The following is a 21,889-nucleotide window of genomic DNA, read 5'->3' as shown; positions in this document are numbered from 1 at the left end:
GAGCAATGTCCGTGCCAGATGGGGGCAGACGCCTCGCGCGGGGAAATGACACCGAATACCGGGTCACCGCCCCGCCAAGTTCAGCAGATACGGCTTCGGATAAATCCCCCGGTTGTGCCCATCCGAAAACGAAATGTTCAGCCCATAGCCGAGATCGCCGATGTCAGTAATCGCAATCCCCGGAAACGCTTTGGGGAAGCGGCCGTCGAAGCGGGCGCGGGTGCAATGGGCGCATTTGCAGGAGAGGCGGAGTGTTTCGGCGGAAACGCTGAGCGCGCCGCCCTGCGCGGTGCGGACCAGGAGCGAAGCGAGATCGGCGCTGGCTTCGTAGCCGGCCGCGGTCGGTGCCACCAATGTCATCGTCATGACGAACCTCTGACTTCATTCTACGTCGAGGCGGGAACGCACGAATAGCAACTAATTGCCGGTGCGGGCGGGATCGCGAGCCCGCTCTTCGAGCAACCCACGCTAAATGTGAAACTAATCGACCGGGAACTTCACTTCCGAATTGCCGGACTCTCCTCTCTCCGAAACCTTGCGCGTCATCGACGACAAGGAGAGACGATGAGTGCATTTCAGAAGGAAACGGTTCTGTCGGTCAGGCACTGGACCGATTCCCTGTTCAGCTTCACCGCGACGCGCGATCCCGGCTTCCGCTTCCAGAACGGCCAGTTCGCAATGATTGGACTGGAGGTCGAGGGCAAGCCGTTGATGCGGGCCTACAGCATGGCCAGTGCCAATCACGAGGAGGCGCTCGAATTCTTCTCGATCAAGGTGCAGGACGGCCCGCTGACCTCGCGCCTTCAGAAGATCAGGGAAGGCGACATCATCCTGGTGGGTCGCAAGGCGACGGGCACGCTGATCACCGGCAACCTCATTCCGGGAAAACGCCTGCTGCTGCTTTCAACCGGAACGGGCCTAGCGCCCTTCGCCAGCCTGATCAAGGACCCCGACGTCTATGAGAATTACGAGACCATCGTGCTCGCCCATGGCTGCCGCCAGGTCTCGGAACTCGCCTATGGCGAGCACCTCGTCGAGGACCTGCGCAATCACGAATTCTTCGGCCCCTTGATCCGCGACAAGCTCGTCTACTACCCGACCGTCACCCGCGAGCCGTTCCGGAATCGCGGCCGCATCACCGACCTGATCGCCTCGAACCAGCTCTTCGAGGATATCGGACAAGCGAGCCTCGAGATCGAAACGGACCGCATCATGCTGTGCGGCAGCCCGGCGATGCTCGAGGAACTCCGCGCGATGTTCGCGGCGCGCGGCTTTGTCGAGGGCAACCATAGCCAGCCCGGCCATTTCGTCATCGAAAAAGCCTTCGTCGAGCGCTGAGCCACAAATCGCGTCCCAGCGACAACTAATTGCTATCGCGGCGACGCCCCCTGAACAAATCTGACGCAAAGGCGCCGGGATCGGCGAACCAGGAGCAAGCGATGGCACTAGATCAGATCGTCGACGGACTTTCGGAGGTTTCCTGCGATGTGCTGGTGATCGGCGGCGGCACAGCCGGCCCGATGGCGGCACTGAAAGCGAAGCTGAAGAATCCGAAGGCCAATGTCGTCCTGCTCGAAAAGGCGAACGTCAAGCGCTCCGGCGCAATCTCGATGGGCATGGACGGGCTCAACAACGCCGTCATCCCCGGTTACGCGACGCCGGAGCAGTACACCAAGGAAATCACCATCGCCAATGACGGCATCGTCGATCAGAAGGCGGTCTACAAATACGCCCAGAATTGCTACAAGATCATCGAGGAACTGGACAGCTTCGGCATCCGTTTCCTGAAGAACGAGAACGGCGACTACGCCGTCAAGAAGGTGCACCACATCGGCACCTACGTGCTGCCAATGCCGAACGGCGAGACCGTGAAGAAGGCGTTGTATCGTCAGCTCCGCCGCGCCCGCATCCTGATTTCCAACCGCTACATGGCGACGCGGCTGCTCAAGTCGACCGACGGCCGCATTGCCGGGGCCATCAGCGTCAATACGCGTACCGCCGAGATGCTGGTGATCAAGGCAAAGGCCGTGATCCTCTGCATGGGCGCCGCCGGTCGCCTCGGCCTGCCGACCTCCGGCTACATGTTCGGCACCTACGAGAACGCCGCCAATTCCGGCGACGGCTACGCCATGGCCTATCACGCCGGCGCAGCGCTCGCGAACCTCGAATGCTTCCAGATCAATCCGCTGATCAAGGATTATAACGGCCCGGCCTGCGCCTATGTCGCCGGCCCGTTCGGCGCATATACGGCAAACAACGAAGGCTCGCGCTTCATCGAATGCGATTACTGGTCCGGCCAGATGATGCTGGAGTTCTACAACGAGCTCCTCTCCGGCAAGGGTCCGGTGTTCCTCCAGCTCAAGCATCTCCACCCCGACACCATTTCCGAGATCGAATCCACGCTGCACAAGGTCGAGCGTCCGACGCGCGGCCTGTTCCAGCAGGGGCGCGGGGTCGACTACCGCAGCGAATCCATCGAGATGCATATCTCCGAGATCGGCTTCTGCTCCGGCCACAGCGCCTCCGGCGTGTTCGTCGACGACAATGCCCGCACCACCGTGCCCGGCCTCTACGCCGCCGGCGACATGGCGAGCGTCCCGCACAATTACATGCTCGGCGCCTTCACCAACGGCTCGGTCGCCGGCATCGACGCGATGGAGTTCGCCGACAACCATGATTTCGCGGAGTTCGACGCGGCCGACGTCGCCACGGAACGTGACCGCGTGATGGCGCCGACCAAGCGCGAGGACGGCATTCCGCCGAACCAGATCGAGTACAAGACCCGCCGCCTGGTCAACGACTATCTCCAGCCGCCGAAGGTCACGCGCAAATATGAGCTCGGCATGCGGCGGCTCGCCGAAGCGCGTGAGGATATGCAGGAGCGCATGATCGCGCGCAACGCGCACGAATTGCTGCGCGCGCTCGAAGTGCAGTCGATCATGGACTGTGCCGATATGGCCGCGCACGCTTCGCTCTACCGCGAAGAGAGCCGCTGGGGTCTCTATCACTGGCGGACGGACTTCCCGGAAAAGGACAACGAGAACTGGTTCTGCCACACGCTGCTGTCCAAACAGGACGGCAGGATGACCAGCGAGAAGCGCGCCGTCGAGCCCTATGTCGTGCCGATCGCGGACGACGAGAAGGACCTCTACGACAAGCAGCGCATTCGCGCCTCGGCCTGATCCACCAGAACATAGCCAACAGGAGACATCACATGCCTCTCGCGTCCTATCAGACATCGGTTCCGGTGGTCGTCGACGACGCCAAATGCATCGCGGACAAGGGCTGCACCGTCTGCGTCGACGTCTGCCCGCTCGACGTGCTGCGCATCAGCGACATGACCAACAAGGCCTACATGGCCTATGACGAGTGCTGGTACTGCATGCCCTGTGAAGCCGATTGCCCGACCGGCGCGGTTACCGTCAACATTCCCTATCTGTTGAGGTGATCATGTCGAGCCCGTTCGAATCCTACGACGATCTCGAGGACGCCGACGAGCGGCTGCAAGCGGCCGATCCCGCCGAACGCCGCGTCGCCATCATTGCACTCGGCCATTCCGGCGATCCCGTCGCGGTCGCACATCTCGCCAAAATGGTCGCCGATCCCGATGCCGGTGTGCGCCAGCAGGTCGCGATGGCGCTCGGCGAGTTCGACGGACCGGAGGCAGCAAGCGCGCTGGTGAAGCTGCTCGTCGATCCCGAGAGGATCGTCGCGGCGGCTGCGGCCGATGGCATGGCTGAATTCAAGGATCCCGCCTGCGCCGACGCTATCCTGCCGCTGGTCAGGCATACCCACGCTTTCGTCCGCATGGGCGCTCTGCGCGCGCTGAAGGAACTGCGCCGCAGGGATACACTCAAGCCCGCCCTGGAAGCGCTCCAGGATCCCGACGCGGCTGTACGTGTGCAGGCGATCGGCGTGATCGGCTTCCTCAAGCTGGAGGAATCCATTCCGGCGCTCACCGCGCTGATCAACGATCCCGATGCCCATGTGCGCCGCGCCGCCGTGAGCGCATTGGCCTTTTCGCAGATGAAGCCGGCGGCGGAGACCATCACCCGCGCGCTGAAGGATGGCGACTGGATGGTCCGCGAGATGGCAGCGGAGACGCTGGGTCTGAACGTGAATGGTGCAATCGCGGCTGATCAGCTCGTCGCTTGCCTCGCGGATGATTTCTGGCAGGTGCGGCTGAAGGCGATCCGCAGCCTTGGCAAGATGAAGATCGAACGCGCGGTGCGGCCGATCGGCAATTGCGTCAATCACGACCAGGCGAATTTGCGCAAAGAGGCCGCGGCCGCGCTAGGCGAGATCGGCCATCCCGACGGCGAGGCATTCCTGGCCGTGATCGCCGACGATCCTGATCCTGATGTCCGCAAGAATGCGCGCTGGGCACTGCACCAGATTGCGGCGCGAAAGGCGCGGGCAGGGGCATAAGCGCACGGCGCGCCGCCGCTCTGGACTTCCAGCGCCAGACGTTTATTGGTCTTCGCTAACGGGAACGGCCGCTGCGAATGCGGCCATTCCTTAGAACAGCGAGGACGCGGCCATGACGACATTGACTGTAAAGGACCTTCTCCCCGAGGACGGCACGAACGGGACGCTGGTCGGCCGCGTCTGGCTGCCGCAGGTCAACGGTCCGGCCGTCGCCGCCATGCGCGGTGACGGTGTGTATGACGTCACAGCAAAATTTCCGACCATCAGTGCGCTCTGCGAGACGGACGATCCCGCCAAGGCGCTTGCCGCCACCAAGGGCGAGCGCATCGGTGATCTCGAGGCGATCGTCGCCAACACCCCGCCGGACGGGCGCGATCCCCAAAAGCCCTGGCTGCTCGCGCCCGTCGATCTCCAGACGCTGAAGGCCGCCGGCGTCACGTTCGCGATCTCGATGCTGGAACGCGTTATCGAAGAGCGCGCCAAGGGCAATCCGGCCTCGGCCGAAGCGATCCGGAAAGAAGTGACGCGCCTGATCGGCGACGATCTGTCAAAGCTCAAGCCGGGCTCGGATCAGGCGATGCACCTGAAGCAAGTGCTGATCGATCAGAATGCCTGGAGCCAATATCTTGAGGTCGGCATCGGTCCGGATGCCGAGGTTTTCACCAAGGCGCCCACCTTGTCGTCGGTCGGCACCGGCATGGATGCCGGCCTGCACCCGAAATCGACCTGGAACAATCCCGAGCCCGAGCTCGTGCTGTTCGTGTCGAGCCGCGGCAAGATCGTCGGGGGCGCGCTTGGCAACGACGTGAACCTGCGCGACTTCGAGGGCCGCTCGGCGCTGCTGTTGTCGAAGGCCAAGGACAACAACGCGTCCTGTTCGATTGGTCCGCTGCTGCGCCTGTTCGACGACACCTTCACGCTCGACGACGCGCGCAGGCTGGACATCAGCCTGAACGTCATGGGGACGGACGGCTTCGTTCTCGACGGCCATTCCTCGATCAGCAAGATCAGCCGCGATCCGACCGATCTCGTCGCGCAGACCATCGGCAAGGTGCATCAATATCCTGACGGCTTCGTGCTGTTCCTCGGCACCATGTTCGCACCCGTGAAGGATCGCGATGCGCCGGGGCAGGGATTCACCCACAAGCGCGACGACATTGTCACTATCGCAGCGCCTCAGCTCGGCAAGCTCGTCAACCGCATGCGCACCAGCGACGAGTGCGAGCCCTGGACGTTCGGCATCGGCGCACTAATGAAGAACCTGGCGCAGCGGAAGCTGATCTAGCGCTGCTGCCCTTCGCCTCCCGCAAGCGGGGCGCACCTTCGCCCCGCTGACAGCTGAGGCTCCATCGCGCCGCCTAATTTTTTCATCCCTCCGTTGCATGAAGGGAGCAAAATCGCGCTGAACGTGTCATAACTCAGCTCGCCCCACCTCGCTGCGTTTGCTCCAAATAGTCAAATAATATGACTAGTCGGAACTCAACTTCCGTGAAATAGTGCCCGCCGCTGGCGCGAAGGCCGGCCTGTGGGTGCCATGCTACCAATCGGCGCCCCCGGATAAAACATCTTGGGAGACGCGCCTGATGCCCCCTAAAGCTCTCTGTGCGGCCAGCGCCATGGCCGCCTTGTTGCTCGCGACGCCGGCCAGCGCCCAGCTCACGATCGGCTTCTCGCAGATTGGATCGGAATCCGGCTGGCGCGCGGCCGAAACGTCCGTCTCAGCATGAAGTCGACCTCCTGCACCGCGCCAAAGCTCTTGCTGATCCCCCGCACCTCGGGCGTGCTTCTATTCGCCTTCATTGCCCTGCTGCAGGGGCTGGTCGCGCTTGCGCGCCGGCCGACGGCGAAGCATGCGGGAGCGGCGTCATGACCTCGCGGATTGTCGTCATCCCGACGCGGCGGGCCCATTCCAACCATGCGGAGGTGGCGCGTTCGATCGGCGTCGACATCATCGCCGGCCGCTATGCGGAAGGCACGCGCCTGCCGGGGGATGCCGAGATGATCGCAATGTTCGGCGTGTCGCGGCCGGTGCTGCGCGAGAGCGTCAAGACGCTGGTCGCCAAGGGCCTGCTCACCACCAAGGCGCGGGTCGGCACCGTCGTGCGCGAGCGAGGTGCCTGGAACATGTTCGACGCAGACGTGCTGGCCTGGCACCTCGATGCCGGCATCGACAAGCGCTTCCTTGACGACCTCGCCGAGATCCGTCTCGCCGTGGAGCCGCGCGCGGCGATGCTGGCGGCAACACAGCGATCCGAGCAAGACATCAGCGAGCTGCGCCGCAGCATGGATCGGATGCGGCATGAAGCGTCCGACTCGGTCGGTTTTGCAGATGCAGATCTCGCGCTTCATGTTGCCGTGGCGCGTGCCTCGGGCAATCTGTTCATGCGCTCGATTGGGCATGTCATTGAAGCAGCGCTGCGCGCCTCTTTCCTGCTCAGCGCTCCGGTCGAGCCGGAGGATCGCGATACCGTGCTGCTCTGGCATCAGAAGATCGTCGATGCCATCGTCGCGGGCGATGCCCATGCCGCATCCGAGGCCATGGTCTATGTCATTCACAACGGCATGCGCCGCCATGACAGTACGGCGATCGAGACCGCCCCGGCCGAGCCGCCACCGTCGGCCGACACTGGAGAACAAGCGTGACAGACCTTCGCATCGCCATCGTCGGCTTCGGCAAGATCGCGCGGGACCAGCATGTGGCGGCGATCGCCGCCACACCGGGCGCAACGCTTGCCGCCGTGGCGAGCCGCAACGCCTCGCTGCAGGGGGTGCCGCATTTTACGACCATCGAGGAATTGCTTCAGAAGGGGCCGCCGATCGACGCGGTCTCGCTCTGCACGCCGCCGCAGGTGCGACGGGCCCAGGCCGCGGCGGCGCTCGCCGCCGGCAAGCACGTCATGCTGGAGAAGCCGCCGGGCACCGGCGTTGCCGAGCTTGATCCGTTGATCGCGATGGCGGCGGGTACGAAGCGGACATTGTTTGCGACCTGGCATTCGCGCTATGCGCCGGCGGTGGAGCCGGCCCGGCAATGGCTCACTGATCGGCACATCAAATCCGTTCACATCAGCTGGAAGGAAGACGTGCGTGTCTGGCATCCCGGGCAGGGCTGGATCTGGGAGCCCGGCGGCCTCGGCGTGTTCGATCCGGGCATCAATGCGCTGTCGATCCTGACCAGGATTCTGCCGAAGCCCGTGTTCGTCACCGCGGCCGAGCTGGCCTTTCCAGCCAATTGCCAGGCGCCGATCGCGGCGAACGTGAACCTGACGGATATCAGCGGCCTGCCCGTGACCGCTGAGTTCGACTTCCGCCAGACCGGGCCGCAGAGCTGGGATATCCTCGTCGAAACCGATCAGGGCCGGCTGACGCTGTCCAGCGGTGGCGCGCGCATGGCCGTCGACGGCAAGGTGCTTGCCGAAGGGCCCGATGAGGAATATCGCGGGCTCTACCGACGCTTCGTCGCGCTCGCAGCAACCGGCGCAAGTGACGTCGATCTGACGCCGCTCCGTCTCGTCGCCGACGCCTTCCTGCTCGGCAAGCGCACGATCGTCGAACCGTTTGTGGATTGAGCATGGCCGCATCAACAATCACAAGAGACGTGTTCGGGACGCTGCCCGACGGCCGCGAGGTCGAGCGCGTCGTGCTGCGCGGGGAGGGCGGCTTCGAGGCGCGCATCATCAGCTACGGCGCGGTGCTGCAGGCGTTGATCGCGCCGGATGCCAACGGCGGATATGAGGACGTCGTGCTTGGTCATGATGCCTTCGCCGGCTATCTCGCCGAACGGAAGTTTCTGGGCGCCACCGTCGGCCGCTATGCCAACCGCATCGCCAAGGGACAGTTTTCGCTTCAAGGCGAGACGGTGCAGCTTGCGGTCAACAACGGTCCGAATGCGTTGCATGGCGGGCTCGAGGGTTTTGATCGCAAGCTCTGGGAGATCGCGGACATCGACGAGGGCGCCGAGCCCGCCGTGACGCTCACTTATGTCAGCCCGCACGGGGAGGAGAGTTATCCCGGTAGGCTCGACGTTCGCGTGACCTATCGCATCACCGGGCCGACCGAGCTGTCGCTGCTGATGGAAGCGCGGACCGACCGGCCGACCGTCGTCAATTTGACCAACCACAGCTTCTTCAATCTCGAGGGTGCGACGTCAGAGACGTCCATTCTCGACCACCGCCTGATGGTCGCCGCCGAGCAGTTCCTCGCCATCGATCCCACCGCCATTCCGCTGCCGGAGCCGCCGCGCAGCGTGGCCGGCACGCCGTTCGATTTCCGCAAACCGTGGCCGGTGGGCGAGCGCATCCGCGAAGGCGACCCGCAATTGCAAAACGGCAGGGGCTACGACCACACCTATTGTCTCGGGCGCGACGGCAAGCTTGCGCTCGCGGCGCGGCTGGAGGCGCCGCGCTCCGGGCGCATCATGGAGCTGCTCACCGATCAGCCCGGACTTCAGGTCTATTCGGGCAATTATCTCGACGGTACGATGTCCGGCAAGGGCGGCAAGCTGATCCGGCAATCGGACGCCATGTGCCTGGAGCCGCACATCTGGCCCGACGCGCCGAACCGGCCGGACTTTCCGAGCCCGCGCCTCGATTCCGGCGAGGTCTATCGCCATCACACGGTCTATCGCTTCTCAGTGAGGTCGCCATGATGGAGCAGGTGCCGACGGCTGTCCTCTCGAACCATCCTTGCCATCTCGGCGAAGGTCCGACCTATGACGTGACCACGAATACGGCCTGGTGGTTCGACATCCGCGAAGGCAAGCTGTTCGAGGCGCAACTCGGCAGCGGCGCTGTCCGCACCCACGCGCTCGGTCGGATGGCGAGCGCGCTGGGGCGCATCGACGCCGAGCGGCAGCTGATCGTCGCCGAGGACGGCCTCTATATCCGCAAGCTCGCTGATGGTGCGATGACGCTGTTCTGTCCGCTCGAAGCGGACAATCCGGCGACGCGCTCAAACGATTGCCGCGTGCATCAATCCGGTACGTTCTGGATCGGCACCATGGGCAAGAAAGCCGAGCCGAAGGCGGGCGCGATCTACGCCCTTCATCGCGGCAAGATCTCGACGCTGTTTCCCGGCATCAGCATTCCCAATTCGATCTGCTTCTCGCCCGACGGCGCCACCGGCTACTTCACCGACACGCCGCGTGCGGTGCTCTATGCCGTGCCGCTCAACCCCGCGACCGGCCTGCCGCGCGGCGAGCCGGAGGTGCTGTTGCGCCACAGCGGCATCGGCGGTCTCGACGGTTCGGTATGCGACGCCGACGGGCAGATCTGGAATGCGTGCTGGGGCGCGAGCCGGATCGACGTCTACTCGCCGCAAGGCGAGCGCCTGCGTTCGCTTAGCGTGCCGGCGAAGCAGGCGAGCTGCCCCGCCTTCGTCGGCCCCGACCTGTCGCGCCTGCTCGTCACGTCGGCCTGGCAGGATATGGACACGGCGGCACGCGCTGCCGATCCGCAAGCCGGCTGCACCTTTCTGCTCGAAGCAACCGCGCGCGGACGCGCGGAACCCGACGTCAAGCTCGCATAGGAGGCCCAAGCCGTACACGACCGTCGTTCTCGACATCACGAAGAAAGTCTGACACCCAAAGGGAGTGAAACATGCTGAAACTGAAGACAACATTTCTCGCGCTGGCGTTGGCCAGTGCCGCCACGATGGCCACAGGCGTCGCTGCCTTCGCCCAGAAGGCGACGGTCGGCATCGCCATGCCGACGAAGTCCTCGGCGCGCTGGATCGACGACGGCAACAACATGGTCAAGGTGCTGAAGGAGCGCGGCTACAACACCGACCTGCAATATGCCGAGGACGACATCCCGAACCAGCTCTCCCAGGTCGAGAACATGGTGACCAAGGGCGCCAAGGCGCTGGTGATCGCCGCGATCGACGGTACCACCTTGTCCGACGTGCTCAAGCAGGCGAAAGCAAAAGGCATCACCGTGATCGCCTATGACCGCCTGATCCGCGGCACGCCGAACGTCGACTATTACGCGACCTTCGACAACTTCCAGGTCGGCGTGCTCCAGGCGGAGTCGATCGTGCAAGGTCTCGGCCTGAAGGACGGCAAGGGCCCCTTCAACATCGAGCTGTTCGGCGGCTCGCCCGACGACAACAATGCCTACTTCTTCTACAACGGCGCCATGAGCGTGCTGAAGCCATATATCGACAGCGGCAAGCTCGTCGTCGTGTCCGGCCAGATGGGCATGGATAAGGTCGCGACCCTGCGCTGGGACGGCGCCACGGCGCAGGCCCGCATGGACAACCTGCTCAGCGCCTACTACGGCAACAAGAAGGTCAACGCCGTGCTGTCGCCCTATGACGGCCTCTCGATCGGCATCATCTCCTCGCTGAAGGGCGTCGGCTACGGCAGTGCCGGCCAGCCGATGCCCATCATCTCGGGCCAGGATGCCGAGGTGCCCTCGATCAAGGCGATGCTGCGCGGCGACCAGTACTCGACCATCTTCAAGGACACCCGCGACCTCGCCAAGGTGACCGCCGACATGGTCGACGCCGCGCTCGCCGGCAAGCAGGTCACCGTCAACGACACCAAGACCTACGAGAATGGTGTCAAGACTGTGCCGTCCTATCTGCTGAAGCCGGTTGTGGTCTACAAGGACAATTGGGAGAAGACCCTGGTCGACAGCGGCTACTACAAGAAGTCGCAGTTCCAGTAAGACTCTCTCTTTTTCCCCTCTCCCCGCCTGCGGGGAGAGGGTTAGGGTGAGGGGCCTCTTTCCATACGGGCAGTGGTTGGTATGCACTCCGTCATTGCGAGCGCAGCGAAGCAATCCAGTCTGCCACCGCGGAAATAGTCTGGATTGCTTCGCTGCGCTCGCAATGACGATGTGGATGCACCGATATCAGTCAACCTCTCCCCGCACGCGGGGAGAGGCGAAGTAACGCAAGGGACACCAAAGCCATGACCGCCATGCTGGAGATGCGCAACGTCAGCAAGAGCTTTGCCGGCGTGCAGGCGTTGCGCGACGTCAACTTCTCGGTTCGCGCCGGGCAGATCCATGCGCTCGTCGGCGAGAACGGCGCCGGCAAGTCGACGCTGATGAAGGTGCTGAGCGGGGTCTATCCGCACGGCAGCTACGAGGGCACCATCGTCTTCGAGGGCGAGGAGCGCCGCTTCCGCGACATCAATGATTCCGAGGCGCTGGGCATCATCATCATCCATCAGGAGCTGGCGCTGATCCCGCTGATGTCGATCGCGGAGAACATCTTCCTGTCGCATCCGCCGTCGAAGTTGGGGGTGATCGACCGCGACGAGGTCTACCGGCGCACGCGCGAGCTGCTGGCGCAGGTCGGCCTGAAGGAATCGCCGGATACGCTGATCACCGATCTCGGCGTCGGCAAGCAGCAGCTCGTCGAGATCGCCAAGGCGCTGTCCAAGCGGGTGCGGATGCTGATCCTGGACGAGCCGACCGCGAGCCTTAACGAGGCCGACAGCGCCGCGCTGCTCGAACGCCTGATGACCTTCCGCGAGCAGGGCATCGGCTCGATCCTGATCTCACACAAGCTGAACGAGGTCGCCAAGGTCGCCGACCACATCACCGTGCTGCGCGATGGCCGCACGGTGGACAGCATCGACTGCCATGCCGAGCCGATCCAGGAAGACCGCATCATCCGCAGCATGGTCAACCGCGATATGGCGCACCGCTTCCCGGAGCGCAACGTGAAGATCGGCGAGCCCGTGCTCGACGTCGAGAACTGGTCGGTCTATCACCCCATCCATCCCGAGCGGCAGGTGATCAAGAACGTCAGTTTCGGTGTCAAGCGCGGCGAGGTCGTGGGCATTGCCGGGCTTATGGGGGCAGGGCGCACCGAGTTCGCCATGAGCCTGTTCGGCCGCTCCTGGGGCACCAATATCAGCGGCACTATCCGGCTCGAAGGCCGTGAGATCGCGCTGCCGAGCGTCGCCGCCGCGATCGACGCCGGCCTAGCCTACGTCACCGAGGACCGCAAGCAGCTCGGCCTGATCCTTGCCGACGACGTCCGCAAGAACATTACGCTGGCGAGCCTCGACCAGGTTGCACCTGGCAGGGTGATCGACGACATCGCCGAGCTCAAGGTCGCCAGCGACTACCGCAACCGCATGCGCATCCGCTGCTCCGACGTCTACCAGGAGACCGGCCAGCTCTCCGGCGGCAACCAGCAAAAGGTCGTGCTGTCGAAATGGCTGATGACCGACCCGAAGGTCCTGATCCTGGACGAGCCGACCAGGGGTATCGACGTCGGTGCCAAATATGAGATTTACTGTATCATCAACGAGCTTGCGGAAGCCGGCCGCGGCGTCGTGGTGATCTCCTCGGAGATGCCCGAGCTGCTCGGCATCTGCGATCGCATCTGCGTCATGAACGACGGCGCCTTCGTCGGCGAGTTCAAGGGCTCAGAGGCGACACAGGAAAAGATCATGCGCGCCATCATGCGCAACGAACGAAGCATTGGGAACGCCGCGCCCGCGGCCGCGGAGATGGGAGGATCGCAGCTATGACCGACAAGACGGTTTCGCTGCCCGAGGAGCGCCGGCACGGCAGCTTCATCAAGAACAATTTGCGCAATTACGGCATGTTGATGTCGCTGGTTGCAATTATGCTGTTCTTCCAGGTCGTGACCGGCGGCACGCTGCTGCAGCCGCTCAACCTCACCAACTTGGTGCTGCAGAACAGCTACATCGTCATCATGGCGCTGGGCATGCTGCTGGTCATCGTCACTGGCCATATCGACCTTTCGGTCGGCTCGGTCGCAGGCTTCATCGGCGCCGTGGCGGCCTTGCTGATGGTGACCTACAAGGTCGATTATACGCTCGCCTTCATCGCTTGCCTCGCGCTCGGTGGCGCGATCGGTGCGGCGCAGGGCTATTGGGTGGCCTATTTCAAGATCCCCTCCTTCATCGTGACGTTGGCGGGCATGCTGGTGTTCAAGGGCCTAGCGCTCGCGGTGTTGCAGGGCCAGTCGCTCGGGCCGTTCCCGGCCACCTTCCAGAAGCTGTCCTCGGGTTTCATTCCGGAACTGCTGCCCGAGGCCGGCACGCTGCATCCGACCTCGATGCTGATCGGCGCCGTTCTCGCGCTCGGGCTCGTCTATGCCAGCGCCAAGGGAAGGTCGCGCGAGCAGTCGCACGGCATCGAGGTCGAACCCTATGCGTTCTTCCTCGGCAAGAGCATCTTGCTCGCCTGCGCCGTGCTGTATTTCACCTATCTGATCGCCTCGCATCGCGGCCTGCCGAACGTGCTGGTGATCATGACCGCGCTGATCGCGCTCTACGGCTTCGTCACCCGCCGCACCGTGATTGGCCGGCAGATCTACGCCGTCGGCGGCAACGCCAAGGCGGCGAGCCTGTCGGGCATCAAGACGGAGCGCCTGACCTTCCTCACCTTCGTCAACATGGGCGTGCTCGCCGCGCTTGCCGGCCTCGTCTTCGCCGCGCGGCTCAACACGGCGACTCCGAAGGCCGGCCTCGGCTTCGAGCTCGACGTCATTGCCGCCTGCTTCATCGGCGGCGCCTCGGCCTATGGCGGTGTCGGGCGAGTCGGCGGTGCCGTGGTCGGCGCCATGATCATGGGCGTGATGAACAACGGCATGTCCATCCTCGGCATCGGCATCGACTATCAGCAGGTCATCAAGGGCCTGGTGCTGCTGGGCGCGGTGTGCATCGACGTGTACAATCAGCGGCGGTAGCGCTTCGTAGCCCGGATGCAGCGCAGCGTAATCCGGGTCTCTGCGCTTGGTGAGATTTCCCGGATTGCGCTGCGCTGCATCCGGGCTACGGTCCTAAGCACTACGGCAGCGGTGATTGCGTCGTGAACAGCACGGTCGCGATCCCGATCGAGAGCCCCACCGCCGATACGGTTCCCACCGTCGACAGCACGCCCATGCGCCTGAGCGCGATGGCGAAGGCAATGATGATGGGTGTTGCGGTCATCAGCCCGATCTGTGCATCGCTCATGGGATCGTCCGGCGCTCCGTGAAGCTCTGAGCCGGTTCGTACCGCGAAACGGCTGGCTGAACGTTGTGTCGGCGCAAACAGGAGCCCTGCAGTCCTCCAGTTTGTCCGGCAACAAATTCGGAACCGGGTGGCCGAGCTAAGTCTGACCGGTGTCCTGATCCGGAAAGACGATGTCGACGGCCGAGTGCGAACAGCAGGAAACAGGCTGGGGAATCCTGCAGGATCTCCCCGGCGATCCCATGATCTGGGTGCTGATCTTCAGCGAACTCGTCGCCTTCGGCCTGCTCCTCGGCGCCTTCTCTGTCGCCCGCGCGATTCACCCCGCGATGTTCGCGGCCGGGCAGGCCACGCTCGATTCGCATCTCGCCGGCCTCAATACCGTCGTGCTGGTGACCAGCGGCTGGGCGGCGGCCCGGGCGACCAAGGCCGTGCGGAATGGACAACGGGCAACGACACGATACTGGCTTCTCGGCGCCATGGCGCTCGGCTGCCTTTTCATCGCGATCAAGCTCGCAGAGTACGCCGAAGAAACCGGGCGCGGGGTCGGGCTTGAGACCAATCCCTTCTTCACGCTCTACTTCCTGCTGACCGGCTTTCATCTCCTGCACGTTGGCCTCGGCATCATCATTCTCGCCGTGGTCTGCCGCCGAGCCGGGATATCAGGCGTCGAGACGGGAACGGCCTTCTGGCACATGGTCGATCTGGTCTGGATCGTGATGTTCCCGATCCTGTATCTGGTGAAATGACGATGCCAGATCGTGTCGACGTCACCTGGATCGCCTTGATCGGCCTTGCGCTTGCGACCGTCCTGCTGCCGCCGCTGATACCACGGGCGCTGCTCGGCAACGCTCTGCTGCTTGCCTTCGCCGCGCTCAAGGGGCATCGCATCGCGCTCGACTTCATGGATCTTCGCGCCGTCGTCGCACTCTGGCGCGGTCTCGTCGCGAGCTGGATCCTCATCGTGCTGCTGCTTGCCTGGCTCGCCTCGGCGCTCGTCGCCCTGATCTGACGCGCTCATTGCGCCCTGACAAAGAACGGGCCGGGCAAAGCGGCAATAAATCACACCATCGCAATTTCGCAGGAATCAACCGGAAAGGATTGGCAATGGCTGAACGCCTGACCAAGTCGGCCGCTCGAAACGTCTTCTACGGCGGCTCGGCCTTTTTCTTCGCCATCTTCATAGGGCTAACGGCGCACAGCCATTACTACATGGCCACGACATCGACCGACGCAGCCACGCTGACGTCTTCGGTTGCCCGCGGCAAGCACGTCTGGGAGAAGAATTCTTGCATCAACTGTCATACCCTGCTGGGCGAGGGCGCCTACTTTGCGCCTGAAGTCGGCAATGTCTGGGATCGCTGGGGTGGCAACGAGGATCCGGCCGCCGCGCGCGAGACATTGAAGGCCTGGATGCAGTCGCAGCCTTCGGGCGCACCGGGCCGCCGGCAGATGCCTCAATTCAACCTCACCGACCAGGAGCTCGATGATCTCGCCGACTTCCTGCAATGGACCAGCAAGATCAAGCGCCAAGAGTGGCCGCCGAACAAGGCGGGCTGAGCGCATCGCTTCCTGAAATCCCTCAAGACAGAGAGCCTGAGATGAAATATCAGACCCAGAAAGTCGCGATGCTGTATTTCTACGGCGCGCTGACCCTGTTCGTGGCGCAGGTCCTATTCGGCCTCGTCGCTGGAACGATCTACGTCCTGCCCAACACGCTGTCGACCCTGCTGCCGTTCAACGTCGTCAGGATGATCCACACCAACGCGCTGATCGTGTGGTCGTTGATCGGCTTCATGGGCGCGACCTACTTCCTGCTGCCCGAGGAAACCGAGACAGAGCTCTACAGCCCGCTGCTGGCCAAGATCCAGTTCTGGATGTTTTTCGGTGCTGCGGGTGTAGCTGTGGTCGGTTATCTCTTCCAATACCACGAGGGCCGCGAATTCCTCGAACAGCCCTTCATCATCAAGGTCGGCATCGTCGTCGTCTGCCTGATGTTCCTGTTCAACGTCACCATGACGGCGCTGAAGGGCCGTAAGACCACGATCACCAACATCCTGCTATTCGGGCTGTGGGGCGTTGCGATCTTCTTCCTGTTCGCCTTTTACAACCCGGTAAATCTCGCGGTCGACAAGATGTACTGGTGGTATGTTGTTCATCTCTGGGTCGAGGGCGTCTGGGAGCTGATCATGGCCTCCGTGCTCGCTTATCTCATGATCAAGCTCAACGGCATCGACCGCGAAGTGGTCGAGAAGTGGCTCTACGTCATCATCGGGCTGGCGCTGTTCTCCGGCATCCTCGGCACCGGCCATCATTTCTACTGGATCGGCGCGCCCGGTTACTGGCAGTGGATCGGCTCGCTGTTCTCCACGCTCGAGGTCGCGCCGTTCTTCACCATGGTGATCTTCACGGTGCAGATGACCTGGAAGGCCGGCCGCAAGCACCCGAACCGCGCTGCATTGTTGTGGTCGGTCGGCTGCTCGGTCATGGCGTTCCTCGGCGCCGGTGTCTGGGGTTTCCTGCACACCCTGTCCTCGGTCAACTACTACACCCACGGCACCCAGGTTACCGCCGCGCACGGCCATCTCGCCTTCTTCGGCGCCTATGTGATGCTGAACCTGTCCGTGATGGCCTATGCGATCCCACAGATCAGAGGGCGTGCGCCCTACAATCAATGGCTCTCCATGGCGAGCTTCTGGATCATGTGCACCGCCATGATGGTGATGACCTTCGCGCTGACCTTCGCCGGCGTGGTCCAGGTCCATCTCCAGCGCGTGCTCGGCCAGGGCTACATGGACGTGCAGGACCAACTCGCGATGTTTTACTGGGTCCGGCTGGGGTCCGGCGTGTTCGTCGCGATCTCCGCGCTGATGTTCGTGTGGGCCGTGCTTGTGCCCGGTCGCGCCCGTCAGCCGGTCATCCCCGGCGCGTTGCAGCCGGCCGAGTGAGCGCCCAAAGGCGGCCGTGGCTCGCTGCGGCCGCCGTCACTATGTGAATTCCGGAGAAAGACCATGAATGCAGCACTTCTCGCCGTGGCGAAGCCCGAACCTCAGCCGCCCGCCTATATTGCCAGTGGCAACGAATGCGCGCTGTTCGAGCACGCTTGGCGCAATCAGCTGCCGGTGCTGCTGAAGGGGCCGACCGGCTGCGGCAAGACGCGCTTCGTCACGCATATGGCGGCGCGGCTGGGATTGCCGCTGCACACCGTCGCCTGCCACGACGATCTCACCGCGGCCGATCTCACCGGCCGCTATCTGCTCAGGGGCGGCGATACCGTGTGGAGCGATGGCCCGTTGACGCGGGCGGTGCGCGAGGGCGGCATCTGCTATCTCGACGAGGTCGTGGAGGCGCGCAAGGACGTAACGGTGGTGCTGCATCCCCTGACCGACGATCGCCGCATCCTGCCTCTGGAGCGTACCGGCGAGCAGCTTGCTGCGCCGAACAGCTTCATGCTCGTCGTCTCCTACAATCCAGGCTATCAGACGCTGCTCAAGGCGCTCAAGCCGTCGACGCGGCAGCGCTTTGTCGCGATCGAGTTCGGCTTCCTGCCGCCGGAGCAGGAGATTGCGGTGGTCGCCGCCGAGAGCGGACTATCGCCGGAGCGCGTGCGGCCGCTGGTCGGGCTGGCTGGCCGGCTGCGCGCGCTGAAGGGCCACGACCTGGAGGAGGGTGTCTCGACCCGGCTCGTCGTCTATTGCGCGACCCTGATTGCGGCCGGCATGCCGACGGCCGATGCCGTGCTCGCTGGCATGATCGAGCCGCTGACCGACGATGCCGATGTCAAGGCGGCGCTGCTGGACGTCGCGCGTGCCGTGATCGGCTGAGGCGGCTCCGATGCTCGATTTCCTCGAACTGGAAGAGACCGTCGGCCGCGCCTGGCACCGCATGGTCGGTGGCACCGCCAGCTATCCGGTTCATGCCGAGCATGCGGTCTCGCTTGCGGAAATGAGAAACAGGCTCGCGGTGATGTTCCGCGCGCTGGGCGGTGAGGCGGGTGTGCAGATCGCCGGTGCCGGCGCGCGCAAGTCCGGGCATCGGCTCGGCTGGCGGCAACGCATCGGTCTCGGTGACGAGCGCCTGGAGCAGCCGGGCCGCGATGCCACCTCCATCTTCCTTCCTGAAAGCATCGCGATCTTTCCCGACAACGCGCTGAATGCAGCGCTCTATCGCTGGCTCGCGACATGGTTCGCAGCCGCGCCGATCGAAACCATCACCGAATCCGATCCGCTGCGGCGGGATCTTCTGGTGTTGCGCCGGGCCAGCGAGACGGCGGTCTTCGTGCTCGCGCAATTTCCCGGCCTCGTCGACGACTATGCGCAACTCGCCGCAGCAACTGCCGAAGCCAGGCCGCGTCGCCCCTTGCCGCGCATCGAGCAGGAGGTCGAGCAGATCGTGCTGGGGCTACTCGGAACCGGAAAGGCGCCTGCGGGCAAGCTGTGGCCCGCGATGATGGGAACGGAGCCGCTGCTGGTCAAGGCGCCGCCTGGCTATCGCTCGATGCTTCCGTGCCCGCTGTGGGGCGATTGCTGGACCCGCGAGCTGTCGCCTGCGCATGCGGGCGTGGATGAATGCGCCGATGGTGCGGAGGCCGCGAGCGAGGACAATCGCAAGCACTTTGCCGTGCGCGAGCGCGAGGACGGCGCCAATCGCCGCGATCCCTTCGTACTCAACCGCTTCGAGAAAATTCTCGCGATGGCCGAGATGGTCAATGTCGACCGCCCCACCGATGACAGTGAGGAGGAGGATGCGCAGAAGGCGGCGGACGATCTCGAGGAGATAACGCTCAGCCGCCGCAGCGGCAAGCCGGCGGGCCGGTTCAAGTTTGATCTCGACCTCCCGCCGGAGGCCCTCGATGCCTCGCGCTTGACTGCGGACCTGACCTATCCGGAGTGGGATTATCGCAGCGGCTCCTATTTGCCGGATCATTGCCGCGTACTCGCATCTGCCGCCCCCGAGAATGGGGAAAGCTGGACGCCCAACGAGACCATGCGCCGGCACATCCGCCAGGTGCGCCGCCGCTTCGAGGTCCTGCGGCCGCGCCATGAGTTGATGCGGGCTCAGGCCGACGGGCATGATCTGGATCTAGACGCGCTGGTGCGTGCGCGGTGCGATCTCCGCGCCGGCAGCAGCAGCGGTCTTGATCGCGTCCATTTGGCGATGCGCCCGCAAGGTCACGATCTCGCTGTCACGCTGCTGGTCGACGTCTCGCTCTCCACGGACGCCTGGGCCAATGGCTACCGCGTGCTCGACGTCGAGAAGGAGGCGCTGCTCGTGCTTGCCCACGGCCTATCCGCCTGCGGCGATCACCACAACATCCTGACCTTCACCTCGCGCCGGCGCTCCTGGGTGCGGCTCGAGACGGTTAAGGCGTTCGGCGAGCCGATGAGTGACGTGGTCGAGCGCTGCATTGGCGCGCTCAAGCCCGGCTATTACACGCGGATCGGTGCGGCGGTACGGCATGCCGCCGCCGAGCTTGCACGCCAGCCGCAGCGCAAGAAGCTGCTGCTCGTCCTCACCGACGGCAAACCGAACGACGTCGACCACTATGAAGGGCGCTTTGCGGTCGAAGACACCAGAAAGTCCGTGCAGGAAGCGCGCCGGCTCGGGATCACGGTGTTCGGCGTAACGATCGACGCGGGGGCGCAATCCTATTTTCCGGCCCTGTTCGGGCGCAGCGGCTATGCGATCGTCGGCAACATCAAACGATTGCCCGCGGCACTGCCGGCGATCTACCGGCAGGTGGCACACTGATGCGGTTCATGCAACTGGGCGTTGGGCTATTGCTCAAGGCTTGGGTATATGATCGAATGGCCGGATGGAGCAGGGCCGGCCAAATCCCGATCTGATCATCTTCGACTGTGATGGTGTGCTCGTCGACAGCGAACTCTTGAGCTGCCGCTGCCTGTCCGAGGTCCTGGCGGAATTCGGTCTCGTGCTCAGCGAGGAGCAGGCGCTCGAGCTGTTTCTCGGACGCAGCACCAAGGCCGTCGAGCAGCATTATCGCGATCTCGGGCACTCGCTGACGGACGCCTTCCCGCCCCGACTGAAGTCGCGTGTGCTGGAGAATTTTGCCGCCTCGCTCGCGCCGATTCCCGGGGTGGAGGCGGCGATCTCCGGACTGACCGTGCCGTTCTGCGTGGCCTCGTCGAGCGATCTCGACCGCGTCTCGCTCTCGCTCGACGTCACCAGTCTTCGGGCATATTTCGGCGATCGGATCTACACCGCGCAGATGGTCAGGCACGGCAAGCCGGCGCCTGATCTCTTTCTTCATGCGGCCGAGAGCATGCGCACGCCGCCATCGCGCACGCTGGTGATCGAGGATAGCGTCAGCGGCGTGCAGGCGGGTAAGGCGGCCGGCATGACCGTCTGGGGATTTGTCGGCGGCGGCCATTATCGCAGCCGCGATGGCCGGGCTATATTATCGGCCGCCGGGGCCGATCGGGTCTTTACACATATGAGCGATCTCTGGGAGGTGTGAGCGCGCATGGCCGCCGAGAACGACAAGTCGAGACTCGACGACGCCGCGCGCGCCGGCTGGCTCTATTTCATTGCCGGTCACACACAGGACGAGATCGCAAAGATGCTTCAGGTGTCGCGGGCTTCGGCGCAGCGGCTGGTCTCGTTGTGCCTCGCCGAGCGGCTCATCACCTTCCGGCTCGAGCACCCCATCGCAGCCTGCATGGAGCTGGCGGCGCGCTTGAAGCAACGGTTCGACCTCGTTCATTGCGAGGTGGTGCCGGCCGATCCGGCCGCGCCGCAGGCGGTGGCTGGAATCGCCGAGCGCTGCGCCAATTTGCTCGATTCCACGCTGCGTTCGGAGACGCCCGTGATCGTCGCGCTCGGCACGGGCCGGGCGGTGCGTGCCGCCGTCGAGCGCGTCACGCCGATCGAGCGGCCCAATCACCAGATCGTCTCGCTGGTCGGCAATATCTCCGCCGACGGCTCGGCGAGCTTCTACGACACCGTCGGCCGGCTCGCCGACCGCACCGGCGCGCGGCACTATCCGATGCCGCTGCCGTTCCTGATGTCGTCGGAAGACGAGCGCAACAGGATGGTGCGCATCGAGCCGATCGCGAAGGTGAAGGCGGTCGCGGCAAGGGCTGACTTGCGCCTCGTCGGCATCGGCCAGATGGATCAGAAGGCGCAGGTGCACGTCGACGGCTTCGTCACCCGCGACGAATTGTTCGAGATGATGCGGCTTGGCGCCATCGGCGAGATCACCGGCTGGGCCTATGACGCCAAGGGGCGCCTGCTCAAGGCCGGCACCAACAAGCGCCTCACCAGCATTCCGCCGGAAGTGCCGGCGAAGACCACGACCATCGGTGCGGCGGTGGGCGCAGCCAAGGTGGCGGCGATTGCAGCCGCGCTGAGCGGCGGGCTGATCAACGGATTGATCACGGACGAGGCGACGGCAAGAGCGATTCTGGAGCGGTAAAGCGCTCACGCTTCGCGTGCCTACCACACTGGATGCTCCGCGTTCGCGGAGCACGACAGCCGTGGGTGAAGCAAAACCTCCCCATC

23 protein-coding genes and 1 pseudogene are annotated in these 21,889 nt (G+C 64.1%); 22 read left to right on the top strand and 2 right to left on the bottom strand.

Features of this window, described 5'->3' with window-relative positions:
* Nucleotides 1-63: 63 nt before the first annotated feature.
* On the bottom strand, nt 64-360 hold the full coding sequence (locus tag I6F31_RS24930) for a gamma-butyrobetaine hydroxylase-like domain-containing protein (RefSeq protein ID WP_225186314.1): 297 nt from the start codon (nt 358-360) through the stop codon (nt 64-66).
* Between the two features lie 204 nt (nt 361-564).
* On the opposite strand from I6F31_RS24930, the gene I6F31_RS24925 reads away from it, so the two are divergent.
* From I6F31_RS24925 to mmsB, 14 genes and pseudogenes are all read left to right on the top strand, one after another.
* Nucleotides 565-1,338: a ferredoxin--NADP reductase gene (locus I6F31_RS24925; RefSeq protein WP_225186272.1), complete on the top strand. Its 774-nt coding sequence runs from the start codon at nt 565-567 to the stop codon at nt 1,336-1,338.
* A gap of 101 nt (nt 1,339-1,439) precedes the next feature.
* Nucleotides 1,440-3,182, top strand: a complete 1,743-nt coding sequence (locus I6F31_RS24920; protein WP_225186271.1) for a fumarate reductase/succinate dehydrogenase flavoprotein subunit — start codon at nt 1,440-1,442, stop codon at nt 3,180-3,182.
* Between the two features lie 32 nt (nt 3,183-3,214).
* A complete protein-coding gene (locus I6F31_RS24915; protein ID WP_007593252.1) occupies nt 3,215-3,448 on the top strand; it encodes a ferredoxin family protein in 234 nt (77 codons plus the stop codon).
* Nucleotides 3,449-3,450: 2 nt separating this feature from the next.
* Complete coding sequence (locus I6F31_RS24910; protein ID WP_225186270.1) at nt 3,451-4,428, top strand: HEAT repeat domain-containing protein; 978 nt, start codon at nt 3,451-3,453, stop codon at nt 4,426-4,428.
* A 112-nt stretch (nt 4,429-4,540) separates the two neighbouring features.
* The gene (locus I6F31_RS24905) at nt 4,541-5,713 is read left to right on the top strand and encodes a fumarylacetoacetate hydrolase family protein (RefSeq protein ID WP_225133524.1); all 1,173 of its coding nucleotides are present in this window, start codon (nt 4,541-4,543) and stop codon (nt 5,711-5,713) included.
* Between the two features lie 298 nt (nt 5,714-6,011).
* Nucleotides 6,012-6,146: pseudogene (locus I6F31_RS24900) on the top strand (sugar ABC transporter substrate-binding protein); the annotation flags it as partial.
* Nucleotides 6,147-6,151: 5 nt separating this feature from the next.
* Nucleotides 6,152-6,298 (top strand): hypothetical protein, encoded by a 147-nt coding sequence (locus I6F31_RS24895; protein WP_225186318.1) that lies wholly within the window; start codon nt 6,152-6,154, stop codon nt 6,296-6,298.
* A complete protein-coding gene (locus tag I6F31_RS24890; protein WP_036005559.1) occupies nt 6,295-7,071 on the top strand; it encodes a FadR/GntR family transcriptional regulator in 777 nt (258 codons plus the stop codon). Before I6F31_RS24895 ends, I6F31_RS24890 begins: the two co-directional genes overlap by 4 nt.
* Nucleotides 7,068-7,994, top strand: a complete 927-nt coding sequence (locus I6F31_RS24885; RefSeq protein WP_225155648.1) for a Gfo/Idh/MocA family oxidoreductase — start codon at nt 7,068-7,070, stop codon at nt 7,992-7,994. The genes I6F31_RS24890 and I6F31_RS24885 overlap by 4 nt, the downstream gene beginning before the upstream one ends.
* Nucleotides 7,995-7,996: 2 nt before the next feature.
* Nucleotides 7,997-9,073 carry an aldose epimerase family protein gene (locus tag I6F31_RS24880; RefSeq protein WP_225186269.1) on the top strand — a complete coding sequence of 359 codons (1,077 nt, stop codon included), beginning with the start codon at nt 7,997-7,999 and terminating at the stop codon, nt 9,071-9,073.
* Nucleotides 9,073-9,951 (top strand): SMP-30/gluconolactonase/LRE family protein, encoded by an 879-nt coding sequence (locus I6F31_RS24875; RefSeq protein ID WP_225186313.1) that lies wholly within the window; start codon nt 9,073-9,075, stop codon nt 9,949-9,951. Before I6F31_RS24880 ends, I6F31_RS24875 begins: the two co-directional genes overlap by 1 nt.
* A 71-nt stretch (nt 9,952-10,022) precedes the next feature.
* Nucleotides 10,023-11,093, top strand: a complete 1,071-nt coding sequence (gene chvE / locus I6F31_RS24870) for a multiple monosaccharide ABC transporter substrate-binding protein (RefSeq protein ID WP_036005529.1) — start codon at nt 10,023-10,025, stop codon at nt 11,091-11,093.
* A gap of 245 nt (nt 11,094-11,338) precedes the next feature.
* Nucleotides 11,339-12,916, top strand: coding sequence for a multiple monosaccharide ABC transporter ATP-binding protein (gene mmsA, locus I6F31_RS24865; RefSeq protein WP_225141340.1), 1,578 nt, complete (start codon nt 11,339-11,341; stop codon nt 12,914-12,916).
* A complete protein-coding gene (gene mmsB, locus I6F31_RS24860; RefSeq protein WP_036005525.1) occupies nt 12,913-14,103 on the top strand; it encodes a multiple monosaccharide ABC transporter permease in 1,191 nt (396 codons plus the stop codon). Before mmsA ends, mmsB begins: the two co-directional genes overlap by 4 nt.
* 100 nt (nt 14,104-14,203) lie before the next feature.
* Here the strand turns inward: mmsB and I6F31_RS24855 are convergent, their stop codons facing one another.
* Nucleotides 14,204-14,371 (bottom strand): hypothetical protein, encoded by a 168-nt coding sequence (locus tag I6F31_RS24855; protein WP_085974376.1) that lies wholly within the window; start codon nt 14,369-14,371, stop codon nt 14,204-14,206.
* Nucleotides 14,372-14,541: 170 nt separating this feature from the next.
* On the opposite strand from I6F31_RS24855, the gene I6F31_RS24850 reads away from it, so the two are divergent.
* The 8 genes from I6F31_RS24850 (at nt 14,542) to I6F31_RS24815 (ending at nt 21,803) form a co-directional block, all read left to right on the top strand.
* The gene (locus I6F31_RS24850) at nt 14,542-15,117 is read left to right on the top strand and encodes a cytochrome c oxidase subunit 3 family protein (RefSeq protein WP_225111792.1); all 576 of its coding nucleotides are present in this window, start codon (nt 14,542-14,544) and stop codon (nt 15,115-15,117) included.
* A gap of 2 nt (nt 15,118-15,119) precedes the next feature.
* The gene (locus I6F31_RS24845) at nt 15,120-15,380 is read left to right on the top strand and encodes a cytochrome C oxidase subunit IV family protein (protein ID WP_225186268.1); all 261 of its coding nucleotides are present in this window, start codon (nt 15,120-15,122) and stop codon (nt 15,378-15,380) included.
* A gap of 95 nt (nt 15,381-15,475) precedes the next feature.
* On the top strand, nt 15,476-15,928 hold the full coding sequence (locus I6F31_RS24840; RefSeq protein WP_036005521.1) for a cytochrome c: 453 nt from the start codon (nt 15,476-15,478) through the stop codon (nt 15,926-15,928).
* Between the two features lie 41 nt (nt 15,929-15,969).
* Nucleotides 15,970-17,316, top strand: coding sequence for a cbb3-type cytochrome c oxidase subunit I (locus I6F31_RS24835; RefSeq protein ID WP_036023400.1), 1,347 nt, complete (start codon nt 15,970-15,972; stop codon nt 17,314-17,316).
* Nucleotides 17,317-17,379: 63 nt separating this feature from the next.
* Nucleotides 17,380-18,192 carry a CbbQ/NirQ/NorQ/GpvN family protein gene (locus I6F31_RS24830; RefSeq protein WP_225133530.1) on the top strand — a complete coding sequence of 271 codons (813 nt, stop codon included), beginning with the start codon at nt 17,380-17,382 and terminating at the stop codon, nt 18,190-18,192.
* A gap of 10 nt (nt 18,193-18,202) precedes the next feature.
* The gene (locus tag I6F31_RS24825; protein ID WP_225186267.1) at nt 18,203-20,119 is read left to right on the top strand and encodes a VWA domain-containing protein; all 1,917 of its coding nucleotides are present in this window, start codon (nt 18,203-18,205) and stop codon (nt 20,117-20,119) included.
* Nucleotides 20,120-20,183: 64 nt separating this feature from the next.
* The gene (locus I6F31_RS24820) at nt 20,184-20,846 is read left to right on the top strand and encodes an HAD family hydrolase (protein ID WP_225111795.1); all 663 of its coding nucleotides are present in this window, start codon (nt 20,184-20,186) and stop codon (nt 20,844-20,846) included.
* Nucleotides 20,847-20,852: 6 nt separating this feature from the next.
* The gene (locus I6F31_RS24815) at nt 20,853-21,803 is read left to right on the top strand and encodes a sugar-binding domain-containing protein (protein WP_057030032.1); all 951 of its coding nucleotides are present in this window, start codon (nt 20,853-20,855) and stop codon (nt 21,801-21,803) included.
* Nucleotides 21,804-21,889: the final 86 nt, after the last annotated feature.

Origin of the sequence: Bradyrhizobium sp. NBAIM01 (assembly GCF_020194115.1) — a bacterium.
Taxonomy (GTDB): Bacteria; Pseudomonadota; Alphaproteobacteria; order Rhizobiales; family Xanthobacteraceae; genus Bradyrhizobium; species Bradyrhizobium yuanmingense.
Note: the sequence above shows the minus strand (reverse complement) of the source record. Positions and strands in the feature narration are given on the sequence as shown.